General features: G+C 70.5%; 18 protein-coding genes. 10 read left to right on the forward strand and 8 right to left on the reverse strand.

What is annotated here, in order from left to right:
* Nucleotides 1-77 precede the first annotated feature (77 nt).
* The 9 genes from MMB17_RS08985 to selB all read left to right on the forward strand — a co-directional run bounded on the left by MMB17_RS08985 (nt 78) and on the right by selB (nt 10,415).
* Complete coding sequence (locus MMB17_RS08985) at nt 78-347, forward strand: hypothetical protein (protein WP_241101763.1); 270 nt, start codon at nt 78-80, stop codon at nt 345-347.
* A 220-nt stretch (nt 348-567) separates the two neighbouring features.
* Entirely contained in the window at nt 568-1,293 is a 726-nt protein-coding gene (locus MMB17_RS08990; protein WP_241101764.1) for a J domain-containing protein, read from the forward strand.
* Nucleotides 1,290-2,042, forward strand: a complete 753-nt coding sequence (locus MMB17_RS08995; RefSeq protein WP_241101765.1) for an N-acetylmuramoyl-L-alanine amidase — start codon at nt 1,290-1,292, stop codon at nt 2,040-2,042. Before MMB17_RS08990 ends, MMB17_RS08995 begins: the two co-directional genes overlap by 4 nt.
* 60 nt (nt 2,043-2,102) lie before the next feature.
* Entirely contained in the window at nt 2,103-2,438 is a 336-nt protein-coding gene (locus tag MMB17_RS09000) for a hypothetical protein (protein WP_241101766.1), read from the forward strand.
* 159 nt (nt 2,439-2,597) lie between these two features.
* Nucleotides 2,598-5,678: a formate dehydrogenase-N subunit alpha gene (fdnG, locus tag MMB17_RS09005; protein WP_241101767.1), complete on the forward strand. Its 3,081-nt coding sequence runs from the start codon at nt 2,598-2,600 to the stop codon at nt 5,676-5,678.
* A 15-nt stretch (nt 5,679-5,693) separates the two neighbouring features.
* Nucleotides 5,694-6,623 carry a formate dehydrogenase subunit beta gene (fdxH, locus tag MMB17_RS09010; RefSeq protein ID WP_241101768.1) on the forward strand — a complete coding sequence of 310 codons (930 nt, stop codon included), beginning with the start codon at nt 5,694-5,696 and terminating at the stop codon, nt 6,621-6,623.
* 51 nt (nt 6,624-6,674) lie between these two features.
* The gene (locus tag MMB17_RS09015) at nt 6,675-7,400 is read left to right on the forward strand and encodes a formate dehydrogenase subunit gamma (protein ID WP_238309194.1); all 726 of its coding nucleotides are present in this window, start codon (nt 6,675-6,677) and stop codon (nt 7,398-7,400) included.
* Between the two features lie 3 nt (nt 7,401-7,403).
* Nucleotides 7,404-8,423: a formate dehydrogenase accessory protein FdhE gene (fdhE, locus tag MMB17_RS09020; RefSeq protein ID WP_241101769.1), complete on the forward strand. Its 1,020-nt coding sequence runs from the start codon at nt 7,404-7,406 to the stop codon at nt 8,421-8,423.
* Nucleotides 8,424-8,513: 90 nt separating this feature from the next.
* Nucleotides 8,514-10,415 (forward strand): selenocysteine-specific translation elongation factor, encoded by a 1,902-nt coding sequence (gene selB, locus MMB17_RS09025; RefSeq protein ID WP_241101770.1) that lies wholly within the window; start codon nt 8,514-8,516, stop codon nt 10,413-10,415.
* A 282-nt stretch (nt 10,416-10,697) separates the two neighbouring features.
* Here the strand turns inward: selB and MMB17_RS09030 are convergent, their stop codons facing one another.
* Nucleotides 10,698-12,191, reverse strand: a complete 1,494-nt coding sequence (locus MMB17_RS09030; RefSeq protein ID WP_241101771.1) for a hypothetical protein — start codon at nt 12,189-12,191, stop codon at nt 10,698-10,700.
* A gap of 198 nt (nt 12,192-12,389) precedes the next feature.
* Between MMB17_RS09030 and MMB17_RS09035 the strand changes: the two genes are divergently transcribed.
* Nucleotides 12,390-12,788, forward strand: coding sequence for a DUF3775 domain-containing protein (locus MMB17_RS09035; protein WP_241101772.1), 399 nt, complete (start codon nt 12,390-12,392; stop codon nt 12,786-12,788).
* Nucleotides 12,789-12,834: 46 nt separating this feature from the next.
* Here MMB17_RS09035 and MMB17_RS09040 read toward each other — a convergent pair whose 3' ends face one another.
* The 7 genes from MMB17_RS09040 to MMB17_RS09070 form a co-directional block, all read right to left on the reverse strand.
* Complete coding sequence (locus MMB17_RS09040) at nt 12,835-13,233, reverse strand: phospholipase A2 family protein (protein ID WP_241101773.1); 399 nt, start codon at nt 13,231-13,233, stop codon at nt 12,835-12,837.
* A 371-nt stretch (nt 13,234-13,604) separates the two neighbouring features.
* Nucleotides 13,605-14,447 (reverse strand): CDP-alcohol phosphatidyltransferase family protein, encoded by an 843-nt coding sequence (locus tag MMB17_RS09045; protein WP_241101774.1) that lies wholly within the window; start codon nt 14,445-14,447, stop codon nt 13,605-13,607.
* A gap of 5 nt (nt 14,448-14,452) precedes the next feature.
* Complete coding sequence (locus tag MMB17_RS09050) at nt 14,453-15,163, reverse strand: phosphatidylserine decarboxylase (protein ID WP_241101775.1); 711 nt, start codon at nt 15,161-15,163, stop codon at nt 14,453-14,455.
* A 60-nt stretch (nt 15,164-15,223) separates the two neighbouring features.
* The gene (locus MMB17_RS09055; RefSeq protein WP_238309186.1) at nt 15,224-16,147 is read right to left on the reverse strand and encodes a sensor domain-containing diguanylate cyclase; all 924 of its coding nucleotides are present in this window, start codon (nt 16,145-16,147) and stop codon (nt 15,224-15,226) included.
* Nucleotides 16,148-16,313: 166 nt separating this feature from the next.
* The gene (locus MMB17_RS09060) at nt 16,314-18,233 is read right to left on the reverse strand and encodes an ABCB family ABC transporter ATP-binding protein/permease (protein ID WP_241101776.1); all 1,920 of its coding nucleotides are present in this window, start codon (nt 18,231-18,233) and stop codon (nt 16,314-16,316) included.
* A gap of 194 nt (nt 18,234-18,427) precedes the next feature.
* Nucleotides 18,428-19,474, reverse strand: coding sequence for a hypothetical protein (locus tag MMB17_RS09065; RefSeq protein ID WP_241101777.1), 1,047 nt, complete (start codon nt 19,472-19,474; stop codon nt 18,428-18,430).
* A gap of 47 nt (nt 19,475-19,521) precedes the next feature.
* Complete coding sequence (locus tag MMB17_RS09070) at nt 19,522-22,530, reverse strand: penicillin-binding protein 1A (protein WP_241101778.1); 3,009 nt, start codon at nt 22,528-22,530, stop codon at nt 19,522-19,524.
* Nucleotides 22,531-22,547: the final 17 nt, after the last annotated feature.

Genomic DNA, 22,547 nt, shown 5'->3' on the forward strand with positions numbered 1-22,547 from the left:
GCATAATGGCTAAGCTGGGTTAGGGCGCCACGGTGAAATCAGGCCGGGCGCGGGACCGCACAAGGGAGTTCTCGGTCATGAAGAAGCTCGTCGCAGCCGTGCTCGCAGGTACGCTCGCCCTGTCCGTCGGCGCCTGCAACACGCCCCAGGACCGGGCCCTCGGCGGCGGTGCCCTCGGCGCCGGCCTCGGCGCCGCGATCGGCGGCCTCGCCACGGGCCGGGCCGGCGGCGCGCTCGCGCGGCGCGCGGCCATCGGCGCCGGCGGCGCCATCGCCGGTGCGGCCACCGCGCCGCGCTGCCCCTACGGCACCTACCGCGACGCCTATGGCGACGTGTACTGCCGTTAAGAATCGCCGTCAGGGTTGAATTCAAGCGCGCGAGGCCGGGGCGATCGCCCCGGCCTTCGCGTTTTCGGCGGCGGAGCCGCCACGGCGCGGTTGCACCGGCGCGCGCTTCCGGGGTTAACCGGCGAAGCCGCGACAGCCTGCCGATGATGCCGACCTTGCTTTCCCCCGCCGCCCCGCCCGTCCCGTCCGCGGGCGCCCTCCGCGCAGGAGCGCCCCGCACATGAGCGCCGGTCTCTGGGGCAAGATCGGGGGCGCCGGGCTCGGGGCCCTGCTCGGCGGGCCGCTCGGCGCCCTGCTCGGCGGCGTGGCCGGGCATTTCCTGGTCGACCGCGAGGGCGCGCTGCTCGGCGCGACGCCCAAGGACGTGGTCTTCACCACCGGCCTCGTGGCGCTGGCCGCCAAGATGGCGAAGTCCGACGGGGTGGTGACGCCCTCCGAGATCGAGGCCTTCGACCGCGTGGTCCAGGTCGCGCCCGCGGCCCGGCCCGGGGTCGCGCGCCTGTTCGACCTCGCCAAGACGACGACCGCCGGCTTCGAGGCCTATGCCCAGCAGCTCGCCTCGACCTTCCGCGACGAGCCGGCCCTGCTCGAGGACGTGCTCGACGGCCTCTTCCACATCGCCAAGGCCGACGGCGCGATCCACGAGAAGGAGGAGCGCTATCTGCGCGACGTGGCGGCGATCTTCGGCCTCGACGAGGCGGGCTTCCTGCGCGTCGCCGCCCGGCATGTCCGCCTGCCCGACGATCCCTATCTCGTGCTCGGCCTCGGCCGGGAGGCGGACGACGCCGCCCTCAAGGCGCAGTACCGCCGGCTCGTGGCCGAGAACCATCCCGACCGGGCCATGGCCCGCGGCCTGCCGCCGGAGGCGGTGGCGATCGCGACCCACCGGCTCGCCGCCCTGAACGCGGCCTGGGACCGCATCGCCGCGGAGCGGGGCATCACGTGAGCCTCGTCCCCGACAGCCCGTTCGCGGAGAAGGTCCTGCCTTCGCCGAATCACGGGGAGCGCAGCGGTGCCGCCCCGGACATGCTGATCCTCCACTATACCGGCATGGAGAACGCCGCCCTGGCGCTCGCCCGGCTGCGCGACCCCGCCGCCGAGGTCTCGGCCCATTATCTCGTCTACGAAGATGGCCGCGCGGTGCAGCTCGTGCCCGAGGCGCGCCGCGCCTGGCATGCGGGGCGGGCCGTCTGGATGGGCGAGACCGACATCAATTCCCGCTCCATCGGCGTCGAGATCGTCCATCCCGGCCATGACGGCGGCCTGCCGCCCTATCCGGAGGCGCAGATCGCGGGGGTGATCGCCCTGTGCCAGGACATCGTCGCGCGCCGGCGCATCCCCGCGGCGCGGGTGCTCGCCCATTCGGACGTGGCGCCGGAGCGCAAGGAGGATCCCGGCGAGAACTTTCCCTGGGATCGTCTCGCCGCGGCGGGCATCGGCCATCACGTGCCGCCGAGCCCGATCCGCGACGGCCGCTTCCTCAGCCGGGGCGAATCCGGCCGGCCGGTCGAGGCGCTCCAGGCCATGCTCGCCCTCTACGGCTACGACCAGCCGGTGACCGGCCTCTTCGATGCCCGGACGGAGGCGGTGGTGACGGCCTTCCAGCGCCATTTCCGGCAGGCGCGGGTCGACGGCGTCGCCGACTCTTCCACCATCACCACCCTGCGCGACCTGATCGCCGCCCGCGGCTTCTGAGGCAGGAACTCCCGCGGCGCGGGCGCGCTTTCCCTGGATCCGCAACGATCGAGGGCCGCCGTGCCGCATCTCACCCGTTTCGCCGCCGCCGTGCTCCTGCTCGCCGCCTCGGGGCTGCCTGCCCTTGCGCAGGACAAGGGCGGCATCAAGGGGCAGGACGTGCTCGGGGACACGTCGCGCAGCGCCAATGACGGCTGGAGCCAGGCGCCGGTGCCGCGGGAGCAATCCGCCGGCAAGGACGCGCCCGATCCGGGCGGCCAGTCGACCGCGCAGAACAAGGACCGCCCGGTGCCGCCGAGCGAAACCCCCAACAAGACCGGCCAGGAGCCCCAGGAGCCGCTCCCGCACCGCACGCCGAACCCGTCCGGCAGCAATCCGGCCTCGCCGTCGAAATAAGGAGGGCTAACCCGCCATCGCTTGGGATGGAATCCGGCCTTCGAACGTATCGATTGCGCGCAACAATTTAGGGTCGTGTGTCACGCGACCGCACTTGCCACCAGGGCGCGTTCCTGGGAAACGATTTGGAATGAGAATACCTCTCAACAGGGTCAGGCCATGACGGTCCAGGTCTCGCGGCGCGGGTTGTTGAAGGGGCTGGGCGCCGGCCTCGCAGGGGGCTCGCTCGGCGCCCTCGGATTCGGCGGGCTCGAGCCCGCCATGGCCGCCGCGGTGCGGCCCTACAAGCTCGCGCAGATGCGCGAGACGCGGAACACCTGCCCGTATTGCTCGGTGGCCTGCGGCGTCATCCTCTACAGCCTCGGCGACCGTTCGAAGAACGCCAAGTCCGCGGTGATGCATGTCGAGGGCGACCCGGATCATCCGGTCAACCGCGGCACGCTCTGCCCGAAGGGCTCGGCGCTCCTCGACTTCATCCGGTCCGAGACCCGCACGAAGTACCCGCAATACCGGGCGCCCGGCACGACCGAGTTCAAGCGGGTCTCCTGGGACTTCGCCCTCGACCGGATCGCGACGCTCCTCAAGGAGGACCGCGACAAGAACTTCGTGGCCAAGAACGGCGACCTCACGGTCAACCGATGGATCACCACCGGCTTCCTGGGCGCCTCGGCCACCACCAACGAGACGGCCTGGCTGACCTACAAGACGGTCCGAAGCATGGGGGCCCTGGTCTTCGACAACCAAGCCAGGGTTTGACACGGTCCTTCGGTCGCCAGTTTGGCGCCCTCCTTCGGCCGCGGTGCGATGACCAACCTCTGGATGGACATCAAGCACGCGGACCTCATCACCGTGATGGGCGGCAATGCCGCCGAGGCTCACCCCTGCGGGTTCAAGTGGGTGGTGGAAGCCAAGGCGCACAACAACGCCAAGCTCATCGTCATCGATCCTCGTTTCACGCGCACCGCCTCGGTGGCCGATCTCTACTGCCCGATCCGGCAGGGGACGGACATCGCGTTCCTGTCGGGTGTCGCCAAGTACCTGATCGACAACGACAAGCTCCAGCATCGCTATCTCACCGCCTACACCAACGCCGCGTTCGTGGTGAAGGACGGCTACGGGTTCGAAGAGGGCCTATTCTCGGGCTACTCGGAGGACAAGCGCGACTACGACAAGACCACCTGGGACTACGAGATCGGTCCCGACGGTTACGCCGTCGTCGACGAGACGATGCAGCATCCGCGCTGCGTGATGCAGCTCCTGAAGAAGCACATCGCGCTCTACACGCCCGAGATGGTGGAGCGGATCTGCGGCTCGCCCAAGGAGACCTTCCTCAAGGTCTGCCAGATGATCGCGGAGACGTCGTCGCCCGAGAAGACGATGACCTCGCTCTACGCGCTCGGCTGGACGCACCATTCCAAGGGCTCGCAGAACATCCGCTCGATGTGCATCGTGCAGACCCTGCTCGGCAATATCGGCATGCTGGGCGGCGGCATGAACGCCCTGCGCGGCCACTCGAACATCCAGGGGCTCACGGATATCGGGCTGATGAGCAACCTCATCCCCGGCTATCTGAACATCCCGATCGAGAAGGAGCCGGATTACGCGTCCTACATCGCCAAGCGGCAGTTCAAGCCGCTGCGCCCCGGCCAGATGAGCTACTGGCAGAACTACAACAAGTTCTTCGTCTCCTTCCAGAAGGCGATGTGGGGCGACAAGGCGCAGAAGGAGAACGACTGGGCGTACGACTATCTGCCCAAGCTCGACGTGCCGACCTACGACGTCATCCGCGGGTTCGAGCTCGCCAAGCAGGGCAAGATGACGGGCTACGTCATCCAGGGCTTCAACCCCCTGCTGTCGTTCCCGAACCGCGCCAAGATGACCGAGGCCTTCTCGAAGATGAAGTTCCTCGTGGTCATGGACCCGCTCCAGACCGAGACGGCCCGCTTCTGGGAGAACCACGGCGAGTACAACGACGTCGATCCGACGAAGATTCAGACGGAAGTCTTCGAGCTGCCGACCACGCTGTTCGCGGAGGAGGAGGGGTCGCTCTCGAACTCCTCGCGCTGGCTGCAATGGCACTGGCAGGCTCAGGATGCGCCGGGCGAGTGCCGCTCGGACATCGAGATCATGTCGGCGATCTTCCTTCGGATGAAGGCGATGTACCAGAAGGACGGCGGCGCCTTCCCGGATCCGATCGTCAACCTGACCTGGAACTACGCCCTGGCGGAATCGCCGACGCCGGTGGAGCTCGCCCGCGAGCTCAACGGCTACACGCTGGCCCCGATCCAGGACGCCACGGGGGCGACGATCCCCGCCGGCAGGCAGGTCGACGGGTTCGCGCAGCTCAAGGACGACGGCTCGACCGCCTGTGGCTGCTGGATCTACTCGGGCTGCTACACCGAGAAGGGCAACACCATGGCCCGCCGGGACAACACCGATCCCGGCAATCGCGGCATCGCGCCGAACTGGGCCTTCGCTTGGCCGGCCAACCGCCGCGTGCTCTACAACCGCGCCTCGTGCGACCCGGACGGGAAGCCCTGGTCGGAGAAGAAGAAGCTCATCGAGTGGAACGGCAAGCAGTGGGTCGGCTTCGACGTGCCGGACTACGGCGCCACCGTGGCCCCCGAGAAGGGCATGGGCCCGTTCATCCTGAACCAGGAGGGCGTCGCCCGGCTATGGACCCGGGGCCTCATGCGCGACGGGCCGTTCCCGACGCATTACGAGCCCTTCGAGTCCCCGGTCGCCAACGCCGCCTTCCCGAAGATCAAGGGCGCGCCCGCCGCCCGCATCTTCAAGGGTGACCTGGCCGATCTCGGCACCTCGGAGGAGTTCCCCTACGCGGCGACGAGCTACCGGCTGACGGAGCATTTCCACGGCTGGACCAAGCACGCGAAGATCAACGCGATCCTCCAGCCGGAGGCCTTCGTCGAGATCTCCGAGGAGCTCGCCCGCGAGAAGGGCATCGCCAAGGGCGACTGGGTCCGCGTCTGGTCGAAGCGCGGCTCGGTGAAGGCCAAGGCGGTGGTGACCAAGCGCATCAAGCCGCTGATCTGCGACGGCAAGAAGGTCCACGTGGTCGGCATGCCGCAGCACTGGGGCTTCATCGGCCAGACCAAGAAAGGATGGCACCCGAACTCGCTGACCCCCGTGGTCGGCGACGCCAACACCGAGACGCCGGAGTTCAAGGCCTGGCTCGTGAACATCGAGCCGACCTCGCCTCCGTCGGACCGGGTCGCGTGAGGGAGGGTGTGAACCATGGCTGACTACAGCTCCCTCGATATCCGGCAGCGCTCCGCCTCCACGGACCAGCCGCCGGCCATCCGCGCCCAGGAGGAGGTCGCCAAGCTCATCGACGTGTCGAAGTGCATCGGCTGCAAGGCCTGCCAATCGGCCTGCGAGGAGTGGAACGACCTGCGCGACGACGTCGGCATCAATGTCGGCGTCTACGACAACCCGCACGACCTCACCGCGAAGACGTGGACCCTGATGCGGTTCACCGAATACGAGAACGAGGCCGGCAATCTCGAATGGCTGATCCGCAAGGACGGCTGCATGCACTGCACCGACCCGGGCTGCCTCAAGGCCTGCCCGTCGCCGGGGGCGATCGTGCAGTACTCCAACGGCATCGTCGACTTCGTCGAGGAGAACTGCATCGGCTGCGCGTATTGCGTGAAGGGCTGCCCCTTCAACATCCCGCGCATCTCGAAGACCGACCGCAAGGCCTACAAGTGCACCCTGTGCTCGGACCGCGTCGCCGTCGGCCAGGCCCCGGCCTGCGCCAAGGCCTGCCCCACCGGCGCGATCATGTTCGGCACCAAGGAGGCCATGGTCGAACAGGCGCATGACCGGATCGACGACCTCAAGTCGCGCGGGTTCGACCATGCGGGGCTCTACGACCCGAAGGGGGTCGGCGGCACGCACGTGATGTACGTGCTCCACCACAACGACAAGCCGCACCTCTATAACGGCCTGCCGGACGATCCGAAGATCTCGCCGCTCGTCTCCTTCTGGAAGGGGGGCGCCAAGGTGTTCGGCCTCGCCACGATGGGCTTTGCGGCCCTCGCGGGCTTCTTCCACTACGTCACCGCCGGTCCGAACGAGGTGGTGCCGGAGGAGGAAGAGGAGGCGATCGACCTCAAGGACAAGGCGGCGCGCGAAGGGGGCAGAGAGATCCGGCCGTCGTGAGCGGCCGGATCGTGGTATTCTCCCTGGTGGCGTTCGAACGAGACTGATCCGATGACGATCCATACCGACGTTCGCGACAGCGAGGTCCGGCCTCTTCGGGAAGTGAAGACCGAGGCGTCCGAGGTCCTCTACGTGCCCCGCTATACCGGGCTGCAGCGGGTGAACCACTGGATCACCGCGATCCTGTTCACCCTGCTGACCCTGTCCGGGCTGGCGATGTTCACGCCCTACCTGAACTTCCTCACCGCCCTGTTCGGCGGGGGGCAGACCACGCGCGCCTTCCATCCCTGGATGGGCGTCGCGCTGGTGGTCAGCTTCGCGTTCCTGTTCATCCGCTTCTGGCGGCTCAACATCCCGAACCGCGACGACGTGGAATGGTCGAAGCATATCGGCGACGTGGTGACCAACCGCGAGGACCGCCTGCCCGAGCTCGGCAAGTACAATGCCGGGCAGAAGGGCGTGTTCTGGGGGCAGACCGCCCTGATCGGCATCATGTTCGTCACGGGGCTGGCGATCTGGGAGCAGTATTTCGGCGGCGCCACCACCATCGAGACGCAGCGCTGGGCGCTCCTCGGCCACTCGCTCGCCGCGGTGGTGGCCATCGCCATCATCGTCGTGCACATCTATGCCGGCATCTGGGTGCGCGGCACCGGGCGGGCGATGGTGCGCGGCACGGTGACGGGGGGCTGGGCCTACCGGCACCACCGCAAGTGGTTCCGCCAGATCGCGGCCAGCCTGCCGACCCGCACCGGATCGACCGACAAGCGCGGACACTGAGATTTGGCCCGTTTCTTCAAGCGCGCTCCCTCGAAGGAGGGGGCGGGCAACGACACGCCCTCCACCCCCGCCGAGCAGGCGGAGGCCCGGCAGGCGACCGCCCGCCGGCTCGAGCGGATCAAGCCCGATCCCGATCAGATCGGCATCTCGGGCGCGGTGCCGTTCGTGCGGCTGCCGGCGCCGGAGACGCTGTTCCGGGATCGCGCCGCCCGCTTCCGGGCGCTCGCGCCCGAGCATCCCCTCGGCGGCTACCTCCTGTTCCTCGCGGCCATCGCCGAGGCCCAGGCCGCGGTGCAGGCGGAGAGCCCCGGCTCCGAGGCGGGGGCGCCCGTCTCCGAGGCGGATCTCGCCCTGCGCGCCGAGCACGGCATGCCGGCGCTCTCGCGCAGCGTGCTCTCCGACGAAAGCGGCTTTCCCGCCTGCCTCGACGCCCTGCTCGACAAGGTCGACCTCTCCGGCGCGCCCGAGGCCGCGCGGCAGACGCTCGCCGCGCTGAAGGCGGCGCCGGCCGAGGACCGGCTCGACCTCGCCCTGCAGATCTTCGAGGGCGCCTTCCCGGTCGAGCGCATGGCCGAATGCGTCTTCGTCGCCGGCGCCCTTCAGGTCCATCTCGCGGGGCTCGCCGCGCGGCTGACCCCGAAGGCTCTGAAGCCGGTCGCCGACGGCGTCTGCCCGGCCTGCGGCGGCGCGCCGACCGCGAGCCTGATCGTGTCCTGGACCCCGGCCGACAAGGCCCGCTACCTGTCCTGCTCCCTCTGCGGCACCCTGTGGAACCACGTGCGCATCCGCTGCGCCGCCTGCGGCTCCGGCGAGGACATCAGCTATTACGGCCTCGACGAGCTCTCGAAGGACGTGCAGGTCGAGGCCTGCGGCACCTGCCACAGCTATCTCAAGCACCTGCACCAGCACCGCGACCCGGCCCTCGACCCCATCGCCGACGACGTGGCCTCCTACGGCCTCGACCTGAAGATCGTCGAGGACGGCTTCCGCAAGGCCGGGCTCAACCTGCTCTTCGTGACCTGATCCGGCCTTGACCGCGGCAAGGGCCTTCACCCGGGGGGACGCCGTCTCTAATCAGCGGTTGTCCGTCACCGCCTGCATCGTCCCGAGTCCATGAAGTCGCTCCTCGTCGGCGTGATCGGCCATGTCGATCACGGCAAGACCGCCCTCGTCCGCGCCCTCACCGGCGTCGAGACCGACCGCCTGAAGGAGGAGCAGGCCCGCGGCGTCTCCATCGTCCCGGGCTTCGCCCTGCTGCGGCGGCCGGAGGGTGAGATCGACCTCGTCGACCTGCCCGGCCACGAGCGCTTCGTGCGGGCGATGATCTCCGGCGCCACCGGCATGCGCGCGGTTCTGCTCGCCGTCGACGTGCAGGAGGGCATCAAGCCGCAGACGGTGGAGCATCTGGAGATCGCCCGGCTCGTCGGCGTGCGCCGGGGGGTGATCGCCCTCACGAAATGCGACCTCGTCAGCCCGGAGGCCGTCGCCGCCCGCAGCGCGGAGCTCGCCGCGGTGGCGGCGCGGGCAGGGCTCGAACAGGCGGCGGTGGTGCCGACCTCCGTCGTCGCCGGCACCGGCCTCGAAGCCCTGGCCCAGGCCCTGGGCGCGCTCCTGAAGGACGCCCCGGCGGCGATCGACGACGGCTTCCCCTATCTGCCGGTGGACCGTGTCTTCGCCCGGGCGGGCTTCGGCGCGGTCGTCACCGGGACGCTCCGCCGCGGCCCCCTCGCGGTCGGCGACAAGCTCGCGCTGATGCCGGGCGGCCGCGCCGTCACGGTCCGCAGCCTGCAGATCCACGGCCGCAGCGTGCAGACGGCGGAGCCCGGCCGGCGCACGGCGGTCGCCCTGCGCGGCATCGAATTGTCCGATCTGCACCGGGGCCAGGCCCTGTGCGCGCCCGGTCTTCTCGCGCCGACCCGCTGGATCGACGTGGTGCTCACCGCCGTGGCCTCCGCCGCGGCGCCGCTTGCCGGCGGCACCGCCTGCCGGCTCCTCTACGGCACCGCCGAGGTCCCCGCGCGCCTGCGCCTGCTCGACCGGGAAGCCCTGGAGCCCGGCGAGACCGCCTATGCGCAGCTGCGCGCCGAGGAGGACATCGCGCTTCCGGTGCGCGAGCCCTTCATCCTCCGCCTGGATGCGCCGCCGATCACCGTGGCCGGCGGCCGCGTGCTCGATCCGCTCTCCCGGCGGCGCAAGCGCAACGACGCGAAGGTGCTGGCGGATCTGGCCGCGCTCGCGGCCGGCGGCCCTCGCGAAGCCCTCGACATCCGCTTGGCACAGGGGGGCCTGGAGGGCGTGAGCGAGGCCGATCTGGTCCGCGCCGTCGGCGTGGCCCCGGATCGGGTACGCCGCCGCCTGAGCGAGATCCGCGCCCGTCCGGTCGGGGACAGGCTCGTCGATGCGGCGCATTTCACGCGCCTGCGCGAGACGGTGCTGGCGGCGCTCGCCCGCCATCACCGCGATCACCCGATCGAGCACGGCGTCCCCCTCGACCGGCTCGCCCGGGAGAGCGGCCTCGGCGAGGCCGTCGCCGCCGCGGCCCTGCGCGACCTCGTCGCCACGAAGGATGCGGTTCAGGCGGGCACGCTGTTCCGCCGGGCGGATTTCGATCCCGCCCGCAACGCCACCGAACATGTCCGCGCCCTGGAGGCCCTCTTCCGCAAGGGCGGCCTGACCCCGCCCGACGAGATCGAGGCGGTCGGCCGCGACATCCGCCGGCGTGAGGCGCTCGCCTTCCTGCTGGGCGCCGGCACCCTCGTGCGCGCCCTCGACCGGGTGCAGAAGCGGACGATCCTGTTCCACAAGGACGCCATCGCGCAGGCGAAGCGGCAACTCGCGCAGACCTATCCGGCCGACCGGGGCGGGGAGGGCTTCCTGGCACGGGAGGCGGGGGCGACCCTCGGCATCTCCCGCAAGTTCTCGATTCCCTTGCTGGAGCATCTCGACGCGATCCGCTTCACCCGCCGGATCGGCGACCGCCGCGTCATCCTCGGCGAGGACGGGCGCCCGGGATAGCCCCGGGCCTCGCCCGAGCCTTGCGGCGGCGCCGGCCCGGCTTATCATTCTGGGGCCGGTGCGGGATGGCCCGCGACGTCCGGCGCCGTGGGAGGACATCGGATGTCGTTCTTCATCGGGATCGCCTGCCCGTGGCTCGTCGTGGCGGGCCTGATGCTGATGTGGCACCGGCGCGCGGGCGACCTCGCCTCGCGGCGCTGAGACGAATCCGGGCACGGCCCCAGGCCCTTGTCCTGACGCGCTGTCTTTCGCCGAACCGGATCCGCGTCGGCGGGGAGCGCCCTAGCGTGTCCGCACGCTCCAGGTCGACCAGTAGACGGGGCGGCCATAGAGGCTCGAACCCTCGCTGCCGTCGCTGCGCGGGGCTTGGCGGTCGAGCCAGGTCAGGAAGCCGTCCTTGCCGGGGTAGATCGACGGCGTGTCGAGGTTGCCGTAGCGGTCGGTCATCCAGAAGAAGCCGTCGCGGCCGTAGCGTCCGCTGCCGTCGCCCCCCGAGCGCAGGCCGAGGAAGGCCGGCGAGCGCACGGCGCCGACCGGCTCGGAGAACAGGGTGAGGCCCGCGATCGTGCCGGGCGCGAGCGTGGCCGTGTATTGGAGGCAGACATCCGCCACCGGGCCGCCCGGGGCGTTGGCGGGCCGGAAGCAGGAATAGGCGACCGCCCAGCGCTCCATGCCCTTGGCCTTGGCCACCCGCATCAGGGTGTCCGGCGGCAGCCCCTCGATGATCATGCGCGGTGCCGACCAGCTGCGCTCGGCCATCACGTCCTTGCTGGTGCGCAGGTAGAGCCCCATCCGGCGCTTGGCCGCCGGCTCGCCGCAATCGGACGGGAGCACATCCGTGTAGAAGTAGTAATAGGTCTGGTCGACCACGCTCACGGAGCCGACCAGCCCTCGGGATTCGGCGCCCTGCGCCGCGCAATGGCCGGTGATCGGCTTGCCGGCCTCGTCGAGCACCGGTGCCAGGGCCGGCGCCGACGGCGCGCTGCGCCGGCCGCGCCGCCGGGGCTGCGACGCCTCTTCGCCGAAGGGCGTCCAGGCGGTGGCGCCGCTCTCGTCGCGGGTGCGCAGGTCGAAATGCTCGAAATCCGCGGTGCGGGCCTGGATCAGGACGTGACGGCGCCCCTGGTCGTTGGTCTCGGTGGCGAGCATCAGGACGGCATAGGTGTCGTCGCCCGCCCAGTCGCGGCCGGCCACGGTCATCGGATCGCGGGCGCCGCTGGCCTCCTCGGCCGCGGCGACCATGCGGATCTCCTGGTGCTGCTCTTCCCGCGCCCTGCGGCCCCGCCGGCGCTTCTTCCGCCGCGGCGCCTCGCCCGAGGCCGCCTGCCCGGCCCAGAAGCGATAGGCGGAGGGGGGCATCGTCGCGACGAGCTGCTCCGCTTGCCGGCCGGTCCTCAGCGTCCCGCCGAGGCTCGGATCGGTGGCGCGCAGATCGCCCGGGCATCCGTCCTCCGCCCCCCGGTGGCCGCGCCGCGTCTCGCGCTTCGGCTCGGCGTGATAGACGAATTGCAGCGGACCCGGCGCCCCGCGCCATTTCAGGCGGAGGATCTGCACGCCGTAGGCGAAGGCGCAGGGGGGCGGCGCGAACAGGAGCCCTTCCGGTTCGCCCAGGCTCCGGCAGATCTCCAGGGCGCCTCCGGCCGTGGGATAGCAGGCGGGCAGGCTGTTCTCCGTCTCGGCGGAAACCGGCCGGGGAAGGCCGGTCGCGGCCAGGAGGGCGGCACCCCAGAGAGCGGCGCCGAGAGGGGCGAGGCGGGACGGATCGGGAAGGGTCACGACGTCTTCTAGCCAAACGCAATTGTTGCACGAAGTCTTGCGGCGCCGGCATCCAATGATTTCGGTTCGTCGGATGGCGCGGCGGCACGGCCGCAGCCGGCAAGCGAACCCGCGGGGCCTCTGGCGTGTTGTCGGGGCTCCAAGGCGGGGCCGGCGAGACGCCTCCGCGCCGCCATGCCAGAGACGGGAGTTTCGTGAATGGACATCGCCCTCGACAAGGTCACGGAGACCATCCTCAGGCTGCGGGCGATCGAGGTGAAGGAAGGCCCGACGGATCCGGATTCCGGCTCGAACCCCATCGATGACGGCGCGACCGACGTGCTCGTGGGCGGCACGGACGATGCCACGGAAGGCGAGATCCGCTCGTTCCTGAGGGGGCTCAACGACGATGAGCGTGCCAACCTGCTCGCCCTCCTCTATGTCGGCCGCGGCGACATGGAAGCCGCCGAATGGCCGAACGCCGTGCGCTTCGCCCGCGAGCGCGAGGAGGCCGGCGACGGCGTGGTGAAGGAGCTGCTCGGCACGCCGAACGCGAGCGACCTCCTGGACGAGGGGCTCGACGCCCTGGGCATCGTGCCCGACACGCCGCAGGCCTGACGCCTTTCGGCGGCACCCCCGTCGAGGCGGCGGTGCCGTGGGCGGCTCAGCGGCAGGCGAGGGTCTTCGCCCCCTCCATCACCACCTGGGCGGCCATCTGCGTGTCTTGGGGAAGGTCCCGGCGCAGGGAGACCGCCCGGGCCTCCTTGTAGAGCCGGCGGTTGCAGCCGCAGCTGGGCAGGGCGCCGCTGCCCACCGCCGGCGAGCAGGCATCGTGATGCATGCAGGCGGCGTCGAGGGCATCGATCGGCGGCAGGCCCGGCCCCTTGCTGCCCGGGCCGCAGTAATTGCCGTAGAAGACGAGATCGCCGTTGGAGAGCGGGTTGTCCTGGGGGGCGATCGGCAGGGTGATCGGGGGCGGGGCGCTCTGCCCCTCCTGCCCCAGCGCCGGCAGAGGCGCCACGGCGGCCGCGAGAAGCGAAAGGCCGAGCAGCGTTCGTTTCATGCCATCGCGAGTCTTCGGGACGATCATTGTCCAAGTCCTCCGCTCTGTCGAAAACCCCTCGCAGCGCAACATGGGCGGAGGCGCCCCCGCGACAAGCATGCGTCCGCAGGGATTCTTCGGCGGAAAGGCGGCGCGTGAAGCCTCGATCGCGCGCGTCGCGACGCGCCGCCCCGTGCGAGGACGCGCGGGCGCGGTGGAGGACGTTCGAGCGCCGTGTTCCGGAAGAAGCGAAGAGAAACGCGGCTGCTCTCAAGATCTCTGAACCGTTTCGAGCCCGGGCAGGAATGCCCAGGGCCCGATTTCGTTCCGCGGGATCGACCGGGAGGCAGCCGGAGGGATCGTCGAAGGGCCAAGGGGCCGCCCGAGGGGGCTCAGGGCCCCTCGGGCGGGGCGTCGGGGCCGGAGGCGGGCAGGGCGGGCGCGGGCTCCTGCTTCAGGCGGCGCCGGTACTGGAGGGTGCCGAGGGGCAGGAGCAGGAGATAGGCGAGGCTCACCGTCACCAGGCTCTCGAAGGGGAAGCTGATGACGAGGCCGAAGCCCACCACGACCACGAGGAAGATCGGCACCACCCAGTCGCGGGGCACGCGCTTGCCCCAGGTCTTGCCGGAGAAGGTCGGCACCGTGGAGACCACGAGCAGGGCGATGACGAGGATATAGGCCAGGATGACCGGCGCGCCCCAGCCCTCGAAGGAGAGGCCGAGGAAGTTGAGGTAGAGCGGCAGCATGCCCGTCAGCGCGCCGGCGGGGGCGGGCATGCCGACGAAGAAGTCCTTCTTCCATTCCGGCCGGTGGGGATCGTCCAGCATCGCGTTGAAGCGGGCGAGCCGCAGCGCCATGGCGATGGCGAAGACGAGCGCCCCGATCCAGCCGACCGAGCGCAGGTCGTGCAGGGCGAAGCCATAGAGGATCAGGGCCGGGGCGCAGCCGAAATTCACGAAGTCCGCGAGCGAGTCGAGCTCCGCGCCGAAGCGCGAGGTGCCCTTGAGCAGGCGGGCGACGCGCCCGTCGATGCCGTCGAGCACGGCGGCGACCACCACGGCGATCACCGCCGGCTCGAACTTGCCCTCGAAGGCGAGCCGGATCGCGGTCAGCCCCAGGCAGAGCGCCAGGAGCGTGATCATGTTGGGCGCGATCATCCGGAACGGGACCGGCTTGAAGCGGCGCCGGCGCGGCTCGTTGAGATCGGGCTCGAAGGGGGCGAAGAGATCGTCCATCGCGGTCAGATACGGCGAAACGCCCGTTCCGGGCCACCCCCGAGATCGGCGAGAACCGTCTCGCCGGCCACGGCCTTCTGGCCGAGCCCGACCAGCACGCGGGTCGAGGCGGGCAGGTAGACGTCGACGCGGGAGCCGAAGCGGATCAGGCCGAAGCGCTCGCCGACCTGGAGCGAATCCCCGGCCGAGACGAAGCCGACGATGCGGCGCGCCACGAGGCCGGCGATCTGCACCACGCCGATCCGCACCGGCCGGCCCGCATGGGTCGTCTCCATCACGAGGCCGTTGCGCTCGTTGTCCTCGCTCGCCTTGTCCAGCTCGGCATTGAGGAACAGGCCCGGCGTGTAGTGGATCTGCCCGATCCGGCCCGTCACCGGCACGCGGTTCACGTGGCAGTCGAACACGTTCATGAAGACCGAGATGCGCAGCATCGGCTCGGGCGGCAGGTCGAGCTCGGGCGGGGGCAGCACCGTGGAAATCAGGTTCACCCGGCCGTCCGCGGGGGAGACGACGAGCCCGTCGCCCACCGGCACCACGCGCTCCGGGTCGCGGAAGAAGTAGCAGACCCAGAGGGTCAGGATCAGGAAGATCCAGCCGAGGAACTGGGAGAAGTAGCCGAACAGCACCGTGAGCACGATGCCGATCAGGATGAAGGGATAGCCCTCCTTGTGGATCGGCACGAGCGTTCGGCGGATCGTCTCGAGGAGGTCGGACATGAGGCTCCGGCGGATCAGCGGGCGTGGACCCTCGCCCGATGGCAGGGGGGCGTGCCCGCGTCAACCGCGCCTTTCGTGGCGGCCCGCTGCCGGTGCGGCAGCGGGTGGGGCGAACCGGTAGGTATTCCGCCCCGCGTTCTTGGCGGCGTAGAGGGCGGCATCGGCCTGGCCGAACAGGGAATCCGGGTCCTCCCGGGCCGCGAGGGCGACGCCGACCGAGGCGCCGACGTGGAAACTCAGGCCCCCGTGGCGGATCGGCTGGCCGAGGGTGGCGACGATGCGCGCGGCCAGCGCCTCCAGCCCGTCTTCGGGCGCCCCATCGAGAAGCAGGGCGAACTCGTCGCCGCCGATGCGGGCGACGAGGGCGACCCTGCCGCAGAGATCCGACAGGCGCCGGGCGGTCTCGACGAGGCAGACATCGCCCACCGCGTGGCCGTAATTGTCGTTGACGCCCTTGAAGCCGTCGAGGTCGACCAGGATCAGCGCGTGGAAGGGCGTGTGCAGCCGGGCCTGGAAGCGATGGCGGTTGGCGAGCCCGGTCATGGCGTCGAAATTCGCCAGGTACTGGGTACGGTCCGAGAGGATCTTCTCCTCGGTGATGTCCTGCTTCATCCCGAAGATGCGCACGGCATGCCCGCCCTCCGACTCGACGGTCGCGGTCAGGCGGATCCAGCGGCGGCAGCCGGCGGCGGTGACGATCTCCGCATCGAGGCTGAAGCCGCTTCGCTCGGCGATCGCCCGATTGCGCAGGGCCGTGAGCGCGCGGCGCGACTCCTCGGTGTAGCAGGCGAGGGCACGGCCGCGATCGACCTTGCTGCCGCGCGGCATGTCGAACAGGTCGTAGACCACGTCCGTCCAGCGCAGCGTCTCGGAGGGCAGGTCGCATTCCCACACGCCGATCCGGGCCGCTTGCGAGGCGCGGTCGAAGGTCTTGCGGGAATGGGCGAGTTCCTTGGCCTGCGCGCGGATGATCGCGTTCTGCAACCGGATCTGCGCTTCGAGCAGCCGAATCCTCTCCCCCGCCGAGGTGGGGAGGGAGCGCGATCGTCTCGAAGGGCCAGGCATGCGCGGGTTCGATCAACTCCGCTTTCGACCCACCGACCGTAACCGGGGCCGGTTAAGACGATCTTTGTGGGGCGCCCGGTCGCCGCTACTCCGCCGTCGCCGGCTCCCGGCGCGTGGGAAGCTGCTCCATCGCCTCCTCCTCGGCCGTGCGCTTCAGGGTCTCGAGAGCGGCGTCCGCCTCCCGCTGGCGGTTCCACATCGCCGCGTAGATGCGGCCCTGCGCCAGCAACGCGCCATGGGTGCCCCGCTCGACGATGCGGCCGTGATCCAGAACGAGGATCTCGTCGGCATTGACCACGGTCGAGAGGCGGTGCGCGATCACCAGCGTGGTGCGCCCCTCCGCCACCCGGTCGAGGGCCGACTGGATCTCCCGCTCGGTGAAGGAATCGAGCGCCGAGGTCGCCTCGTCGAGGACGAGGATCGGCGGTCCCTTCAGGATGGTGCGCGCGATGGCGACCCGCTGCTTCTCGCCCCCCGAGAGCTTCAGCCCGCGCTCGCCGACCGGCGTGTCGTAGCCTTCCGGCAGGCTCGCGATGAAGCGATCGATCTGGGCGAGGCGCGCCGCCTCGCGGATCTCCGCGGCGTCCGCATCCCAGCGGCCGTAGCGGATGTTGTAGCCGATCGTGTCGTTGAACAGCACCGTGTCCTGCGGGACCATGCCGAGGGCGGCCCGCAGGCTCTCCTGCCGCACGGCCGCGATGTCCTGCCCGTCGATGGTGATGCGGCCCTCCTGCGGCTCGTAGAAGCGGAAGAGCAGGCGCGAGAGCGTCGACTTGCCCGCCCCCGAGGGGCCGACGATCGCCACCGTCCGGCCCGCCGGCACCTCGAAGGAGACGCCGCGCAGGATCGGCCGGGCCGGGTCGTAGGCGAAGCGCACGTCCTCGAAGCGCACGACGCCGCGCTCCACCCGCAGGGGAAGCGCCCCCGGCCTGTCCGCGATCTCGGGATTGCGGTGCAGGATCAGGAACATGTCGTCGATGTCGATGAGCGCCTGCTTGATCTCCCGGTAGATCATGCCCACGAAGTTGAGCGGGATCGAGAGCTGAACCAGCATCGTGTTGACGAGCACGAAGCTGCCGATCGTCGCCCGGCCCGCCAGGATGTCCCGGGCGGCGAGCCACATCACCGCCGTCATGCCGATGGTGAAGATGATCGCCTGGCCGGCATTCAGCACGGCGAGGGAGACGTAGGTCTGGGTCGAGGCCTTCTCGTAGGCGGCCATCGAGGCGTCGTAGCGCTCGGTCTCGCGCGTCTCCGCGCCGAAATACTTCACCGTCTCGTAGTTCAGCAGCGAGTCGACGGCCTTGCCGTTGGCGTCGGTGTCGGAATGGTTCATCCGCCGCCGGATCGCGATGCGCCACTCGGTCGCCTTCCAAGTGTAGCCGAGATAGGCGGCGATCATGGCCGCGACCACGGCCGAGTAGATCCAGTCGAACTCGTAGGCGAGGATGCCGAGCACGAGCACCAGCTCCACGACGGTCGGCACCAGCGTCAGCACCATCAGGCGCGACAGCTCCTCGATGCCGTTGCGCCCCCGCTCCAGCACGCGGGTGAGGCCGCCGGTCTTGCGCTCCAGGTGGAACCGCAGGGACAGGCGGTGCATGTGCTCGAAGGTCTGGAGCGCCAGGCGGCGCACGGCGTGCATCGCCACCTTGGCGAACAGGCCGTCGCGCACCTGCGTCAGCGCCGCCATGGCGATGCGGATGAGGCCGTAGGCGCCGATCAGCAGCATCGGCGCGGCGAGCAGCCCGGTCGGAAGCGAGGGCTCCTTGCCGCCGACCGCCGCGACGAGGGCGTCGGTCGCCCATTTGAAGGTGAAGGGCATCACCATCGTGGCGAGCTTGGCCACGAGCAGCAGCCCGAAGGCGACGAAGACGCGGGCCTGGAGGTCGCGCCGGCCATGGGGCCAGAGATAGGGCCAGAGGCGCTGGAGCGTGGCGACGAGGCCGGGACGCGCGGGCGGGGCCGGTGCGCGCGCCGCCGCCGGAGCGGGTTCGGATGCCATGATGGAAGCGTTCTGAAGAGACGTGGTGTCCGCCGCATATAGGCCCATCGCCCGGCGAACGCACCCGGCGGCGTGTCACAGTGCCTTCGGGGAAGAAGCTCCCCGCGCTTCGTCACGCGCCCAGGCCTGAATCCCCTCGCCGGCGCCGCAATTCCGCGGAGATCGCGCTGCCGCCGGTTCGCGTCGGATGCGCCTTACTTGCCCAAAGCCTCCGCGAAGGCGGCGATGCGGTTGCGGGCATAGACCGGCAGGCCGGCGCTGATCGAGGTGCCGGTGTTGAAGGAGGAATTGCCCATCAGCACCTGCACCGGCAGCAGGTTCTTGAGCACGGGCACGCGGGAATATTCCTGCTTGCGGTCGAGCACGTCGGCCTTCACCGCGAGCGCCATGTAGGTCGTCACCACGGTCCTGTTCGGGTCGTCCGGCGCCGGCTGGAACACCGCCAGGAACTTGCCGAAGCGCAGGATCTGGTTGACCCAGAAGATCGTCTGCTCGAGGCCGCCGCTCGGCGGGGTCGCGATCCGGGTGAGCGCCCCGAACCCGGCCGCCTCGGAGGCCGAGAGCGGGCGCAGCTCGCTCTGGAAGGAGACGAATTCCGCGATCTTCTTCGAGGAGCCGAGCTCCAGCTTGTTGGCGAGCTTCACGCCGAGGGGCAGCTTGCCTTCCAGATCGTAGCGGGACTCGATGCAGGTCGTCTCGGGGGCGCCGCACCAGGGCCGGTCGGGCCGCTTGGCGAAGGCGGCCGCCGGGTCCTTGGTCGGGGTCACCTCCCCGGGGGTCAGGGCCTTGTGCTTGATCGCGGGGTCCATCTTCGCGACGAAATCGAGCTTGGCGAAGCGCGACAGGTCGATGGCGGAGGCGGGCTTGGCGATCGTGAAGCGGCCCTCCGCGACATAGACCTTCAGGGTCTCGTGCCGCGGCTTCGTCGTGCCGTTGAGCGTCACGGTGTAGTCCGGCTCGGCATAGCTCGGATAGGGCGCCAGGATCTCGGCTTCCTCGGGACGCGCCTTGCGCCAGTCCTTGAACAGGATCAGCCCGCTTTCCGGGTTGGTCGAGGCCTTGTCGCGGTGGTCCGTGAACAGGATCGTGCCGGGCTTCGGCACCGCCTGCCCGTCGAGGGAGGGCACGTCCTGCACGGCGGAGGGCGTGGATGCGGGCTGGATCTTCATGCCCTCCTGCGCGGCGGCCGGGGCCGCGAGGCCGAGCGCGAGGAGAAGGGAGGCCGGAAGCTGCCTGATCACGTCTTGTCCTTGAGGAAGAGGGGGAGGGCCGGGCCGTCGGCGGCGGCTCAGTAGCGCGGATCGTCGCCGAACAGGTAGTCCGGGTCGCGGCGGCGCTGGCGCGGATAGGACTCGTCGTCGCCGAAGGGTGAGGGCTGGGCCTGGCCGTAGCGGTTGCGCCCGGGCCAGGGGCTGTACTCGTCCTGCGGCGGGCGCCGCTGCGGGGCGGGATCGCCGCGATCGGCGAAGGGATCGAGCAGGTCGCCGCGGCGGCGCTGGCCGTAGATGGCATCGCCCGCCATGTCGGCGCCGTCCTCGCCGCCGCCGAGATCGCCGTCCTCCCCATCGGGCCGCATGGCGTAGAGGGTCTCGCGGGGGACGAGGTTGTACTGCGTGTCGGCCACGCGCCCGTCCTTCACCCGGAAATGCTCCAGGAAGCCGCCGCCCGCGACGAGCTGGCCGCTGCGGGGTTCGATCGGACGGTCGGCGATCAGGGGCCGCGCCTCCGGCGAGGGGCCGGAGAGCGGCGTCTTCGGCACGCCGTTGGCCCAGGCCGCCTGGAAGATGGTGCGGGCGATCGGCACCGAGACGTGGCCGCCGGTCTGGCCGCGGCCCAGGGTCTTCCGGGTGCCGTCGGCATTGTCGTAGCCGACCCAGACCACCACCGTGATCTCGTTGGAGAAGCCCGCGAAACAGGCGTCGTTCTCGTTCTCGGAGGTGCCGGTCTTGCCGGCCACATAGGCCGAGACGCCGGACAGGGCCGCGGCGGTGCCGTGCTGGGTCACGCCCTGGAGCATGGTCTTGAGCTGGTAGAAGGCGACGCGGTCGGCCGAGCCGATCCGCACCGGATCCTTCGGCGCGCGGCTGTAGACCGCCTTGCCGTCCTTCTCGACGCTCTCCAGCGCATAGGCGCTCGGCCGGCCGCCCTCGTTGGCGATGGCCGCGTAGAAGCTCGCCAGATCGATCATCCGCACCGGCTGCGCGCCGAGCACGAAGGGATAGTAGCGCTCGCATTCCGCGTAGAGCTGGGCTTCGAGGGCGATGTCGCAGACCCGCTGGAGCGAGGCCGGCGCCTTCTCGGCGATGCCGCCCTGGAGCAGGCGGGCGGTGACGAGGTTCTTCGAGAATTCGAGGCCGCGCCGCAGGGTGGTCGCACCCGCTCCGCCGCCGTCGTAGTTCTTCGGCGACCAGGACTCGCCGATGCCGCCGATCGGCGGCAGGGTGACGGGGGCGTCCATCACCAGGGTGTTGGGCTGGAGGCCGGCATTGAGCGCGGCGAGATAGGTCAGCGGCTTCAGGGTGGAGCCCGGCTGGCGCACCGTCTGCGTGACGCGGTTGAGCTGGCTCAGGGGATAGGCGAAGCCGCCGGTCATGGCGAGGATGCGGCCGGTGCGGTTCTCGAGCACGATGGCGGCGCCCTGCACCGCGGGCCGCACCCGCAGGTCGGCGCGGGGCACGCGCGCGTTGGGGTCGCGCAGCCGCACCCGCACGGCGTCGTAGAGCTGCAGCTTGCCGCGGGCCGGCCCCGGATCGAGGCTCGCCACCCGGCCGTCGGCGAGGCCGACCTTGGTGCCGTTCTTGCCGGTCTGGAGCACGACGGCCAGCGGCCAGTGCACGTCGTAGAGGACCGGCCGGGCGGTTTCGAGGGCGCGCTGCCAGGCGGGCTTCACCGTGGGCTTCGCGGCGGCTTTCGGTGGCGGCAGGGCCTTTCCGGCCTTCACCCCGTTCGGCACGGGCACCGGCTTCGGCTCCTCCGCGGGGGCCGGCTCGGGCGCCGGGGGCGGCGCGGCCTCCAGCTTCCTGACCGCCTCGGCGAGGTTCAGCTCCGGCCCCTCGTAGCGGGCGCGGCCGGTGGCGCGCTCGTAGGTGGAGAGCCCCTCCTGCAGGGCCGTCTCGGTGGCCGTCTGCAGGCCGGCATTCACGGTCGAGCGCACGGTGTAGGAGGCGCTCGTCAGGGATTCGAGACCGGCGAAGGTGCGCGCCTCCCGGCCGAGATGCTCGACGAAGTAGAAGCCGGACTCCCGCCGTGCCGTCTCGGGCGGGCGGATGCCGAGATCGCTCTTCAGCGCCTCGTTCAGTTGCGCGTCCGTGATCGCGCCGTCTTCCTTCATCCGGGTCAGCACGTAGGCGCGCCGCTCCCGGGCCCGGTCGGGATACTTGTCGGGGCTGTAGTAGTTCGGCCCCTTGGGCAGGCCCGCGAGCAGTGCGGCCTCCGGCAGGGTGAGCTGCCCGACCGACTTCCCGAACCAGGAGCGCGCCGCCATCTCGATGCCGTAGGCGCCGCGGCCGAGATAGATGCCGTTGAGGTAGAGGCCGAGGATGTGCGGCTTGTCGAGGATGCGCTCCAGCCGCGCGGCCACGATCATCTCGCGGATCTTGCGCTCGTAGGTGACGTCGTCGCCCACCGACAGGTTCTTGACCACCTGCTGCGTGATGGTGGAGCCGCCGGCCGGCCGGCCCGGCGCGGCGAGATTGCCGATGAAGGCGCGGATGACGCCGCGTTCGTCGATGCCGTGGTGCTGGTAGAAGCGCTTGTCCTCGGCCGCGACGAAGGCCTGCCGGACCATATCGGGGATCGCGCCGACGGGCACCGCGAGGCGGCGGCCGTTGGCTTCGAAGGTTTCCGAATAGGGCTTCCCGGCCTGGTCGAGGATCACGGTCGCGCCGGGCAGCTTGGCGTCCCTCAGCGCCTCGGCGGAGGGCAGGTCGGTCACGGCCTTGTTGTAGAACGCGATCACCGCCTTCGGGTCGAAGGGGGAGGAGGCCGGGTTCTCGCCCTTGCAGAACTGCTTGTAGCTCGTGTTCAGCTCGGTCAGGTCGAGCCCGTGCAGGATCTTGGGCGCGTTGTCGCCGGCGACCGCGCTCGGATCCTCCATCGCCGTGCTGATGAGCTCGTCGAGGTTGATGTCCTCGATGTCGAAGGCCTTGCGCATATGGGCGCAGCCGTCGCGCAGGATCTGCACCACCTGCGGGCCGTCCGTGGCCGGATCGAAGCGCGTGCGGACGTCGTCGGGCCGCGTCGTGACCTGGCTGAGCGTCAGCGCCGTCGCGAACAGCTTGATCAGGATGGGGTTCATTCAGACCGGAGCGCGGG

This window comes from Methylobacterium organophilum (assembly GCF_022533465.1).
Taxonomy (GTDB): domain Bacteria; phylum Pseudomonadota; class Alphaproteobacteria; order Rhizobiales; family Beijerinckiaceae; genus Methylobacterium; species Methylobacterium organophilum.

Excerpts from the sequence above, each read along its gene's own strand:
- MMB17_RS08985 (WP_241101763.1), top strand. The coding sequence starts at position 78 with ATGAAGAAGCTCGTCGCAGCCGTGCTCGCAGGTACGCTCGCCCTGTCC.
- MMB17_RS08990 (WP_241101764.1), top strand. The coding sequence starts at position 568 with ATGAGCGCCGGTCTCTGGGGCAAGATCGGGGGCGCCGGGCTCGGGGCC.
- fdxH (WP_241101768.1), top strand. The coding sequence starts at position 5,694 with ATGGCTGACTACAGCTCCCTCGATATCCGGCAGCGCTCCGCCTCCACG.
- MMB17_RS09015 (WP_238309194.1), top strand. The coding sequence starts at position 6,675 with ATGACGATCCATACCGACGTTCGCGACAGCGAGGTCCGGCCTCTTCGG.
- selB (WP_241101770.1), top strand. The coding sequence starts at position 8,514 with ATGAAGTCGCTCCTCGTCGGCGTGATCGGCCATGTCGATCACGGCAAG.
- MMB17_RS09035 (WP_241101772.1), top strand. The coding sequence starts at position 12,390 with ATGGACATCGCCCTCGACAAGGTCACGGAGACCATCCTCAGGCTGCGG.
- MMB17_RS09040 (WP_241101773.1), bottom strand. The coding sequence starts at position 13,233 with ATGAAACGAACGCTGCTCGGCCTTTCGCTTCTCGCGGCCGCCGTGGCG.
- MMB17_RS09045 (WP_241101774.1), bottom strand. The coding sequence starts at position 14,447 with ATGGACGATCTCTTCGCCCCCTTCGAGCCCGATCTCAACGAGCCGCGC.
- MMB17_RS09050 (WP_241101775.1), bottom strand. The coding sequence starts at position 15,163 with ATGTCCGACCTCCTCGAGACGATCCGCCGAACGCTCGTGCCGATCCAC.
- MMB17_RS09060 (WP_241101776.1), bottom strand. The coding sequence starts at position 18,233 with ATGGCATCCGAACCCGCTCCGGCGGCGGCGCGCGCACCGGCCCCGCCC.
- MMB17_RS09070 (WP_241101778.1), bottom strand. The coding sequence starts at position 22,530 with ATGAACCCCATCCTGATCAAGCTGTTCGCGACGGCGCTGACGCTCAGC.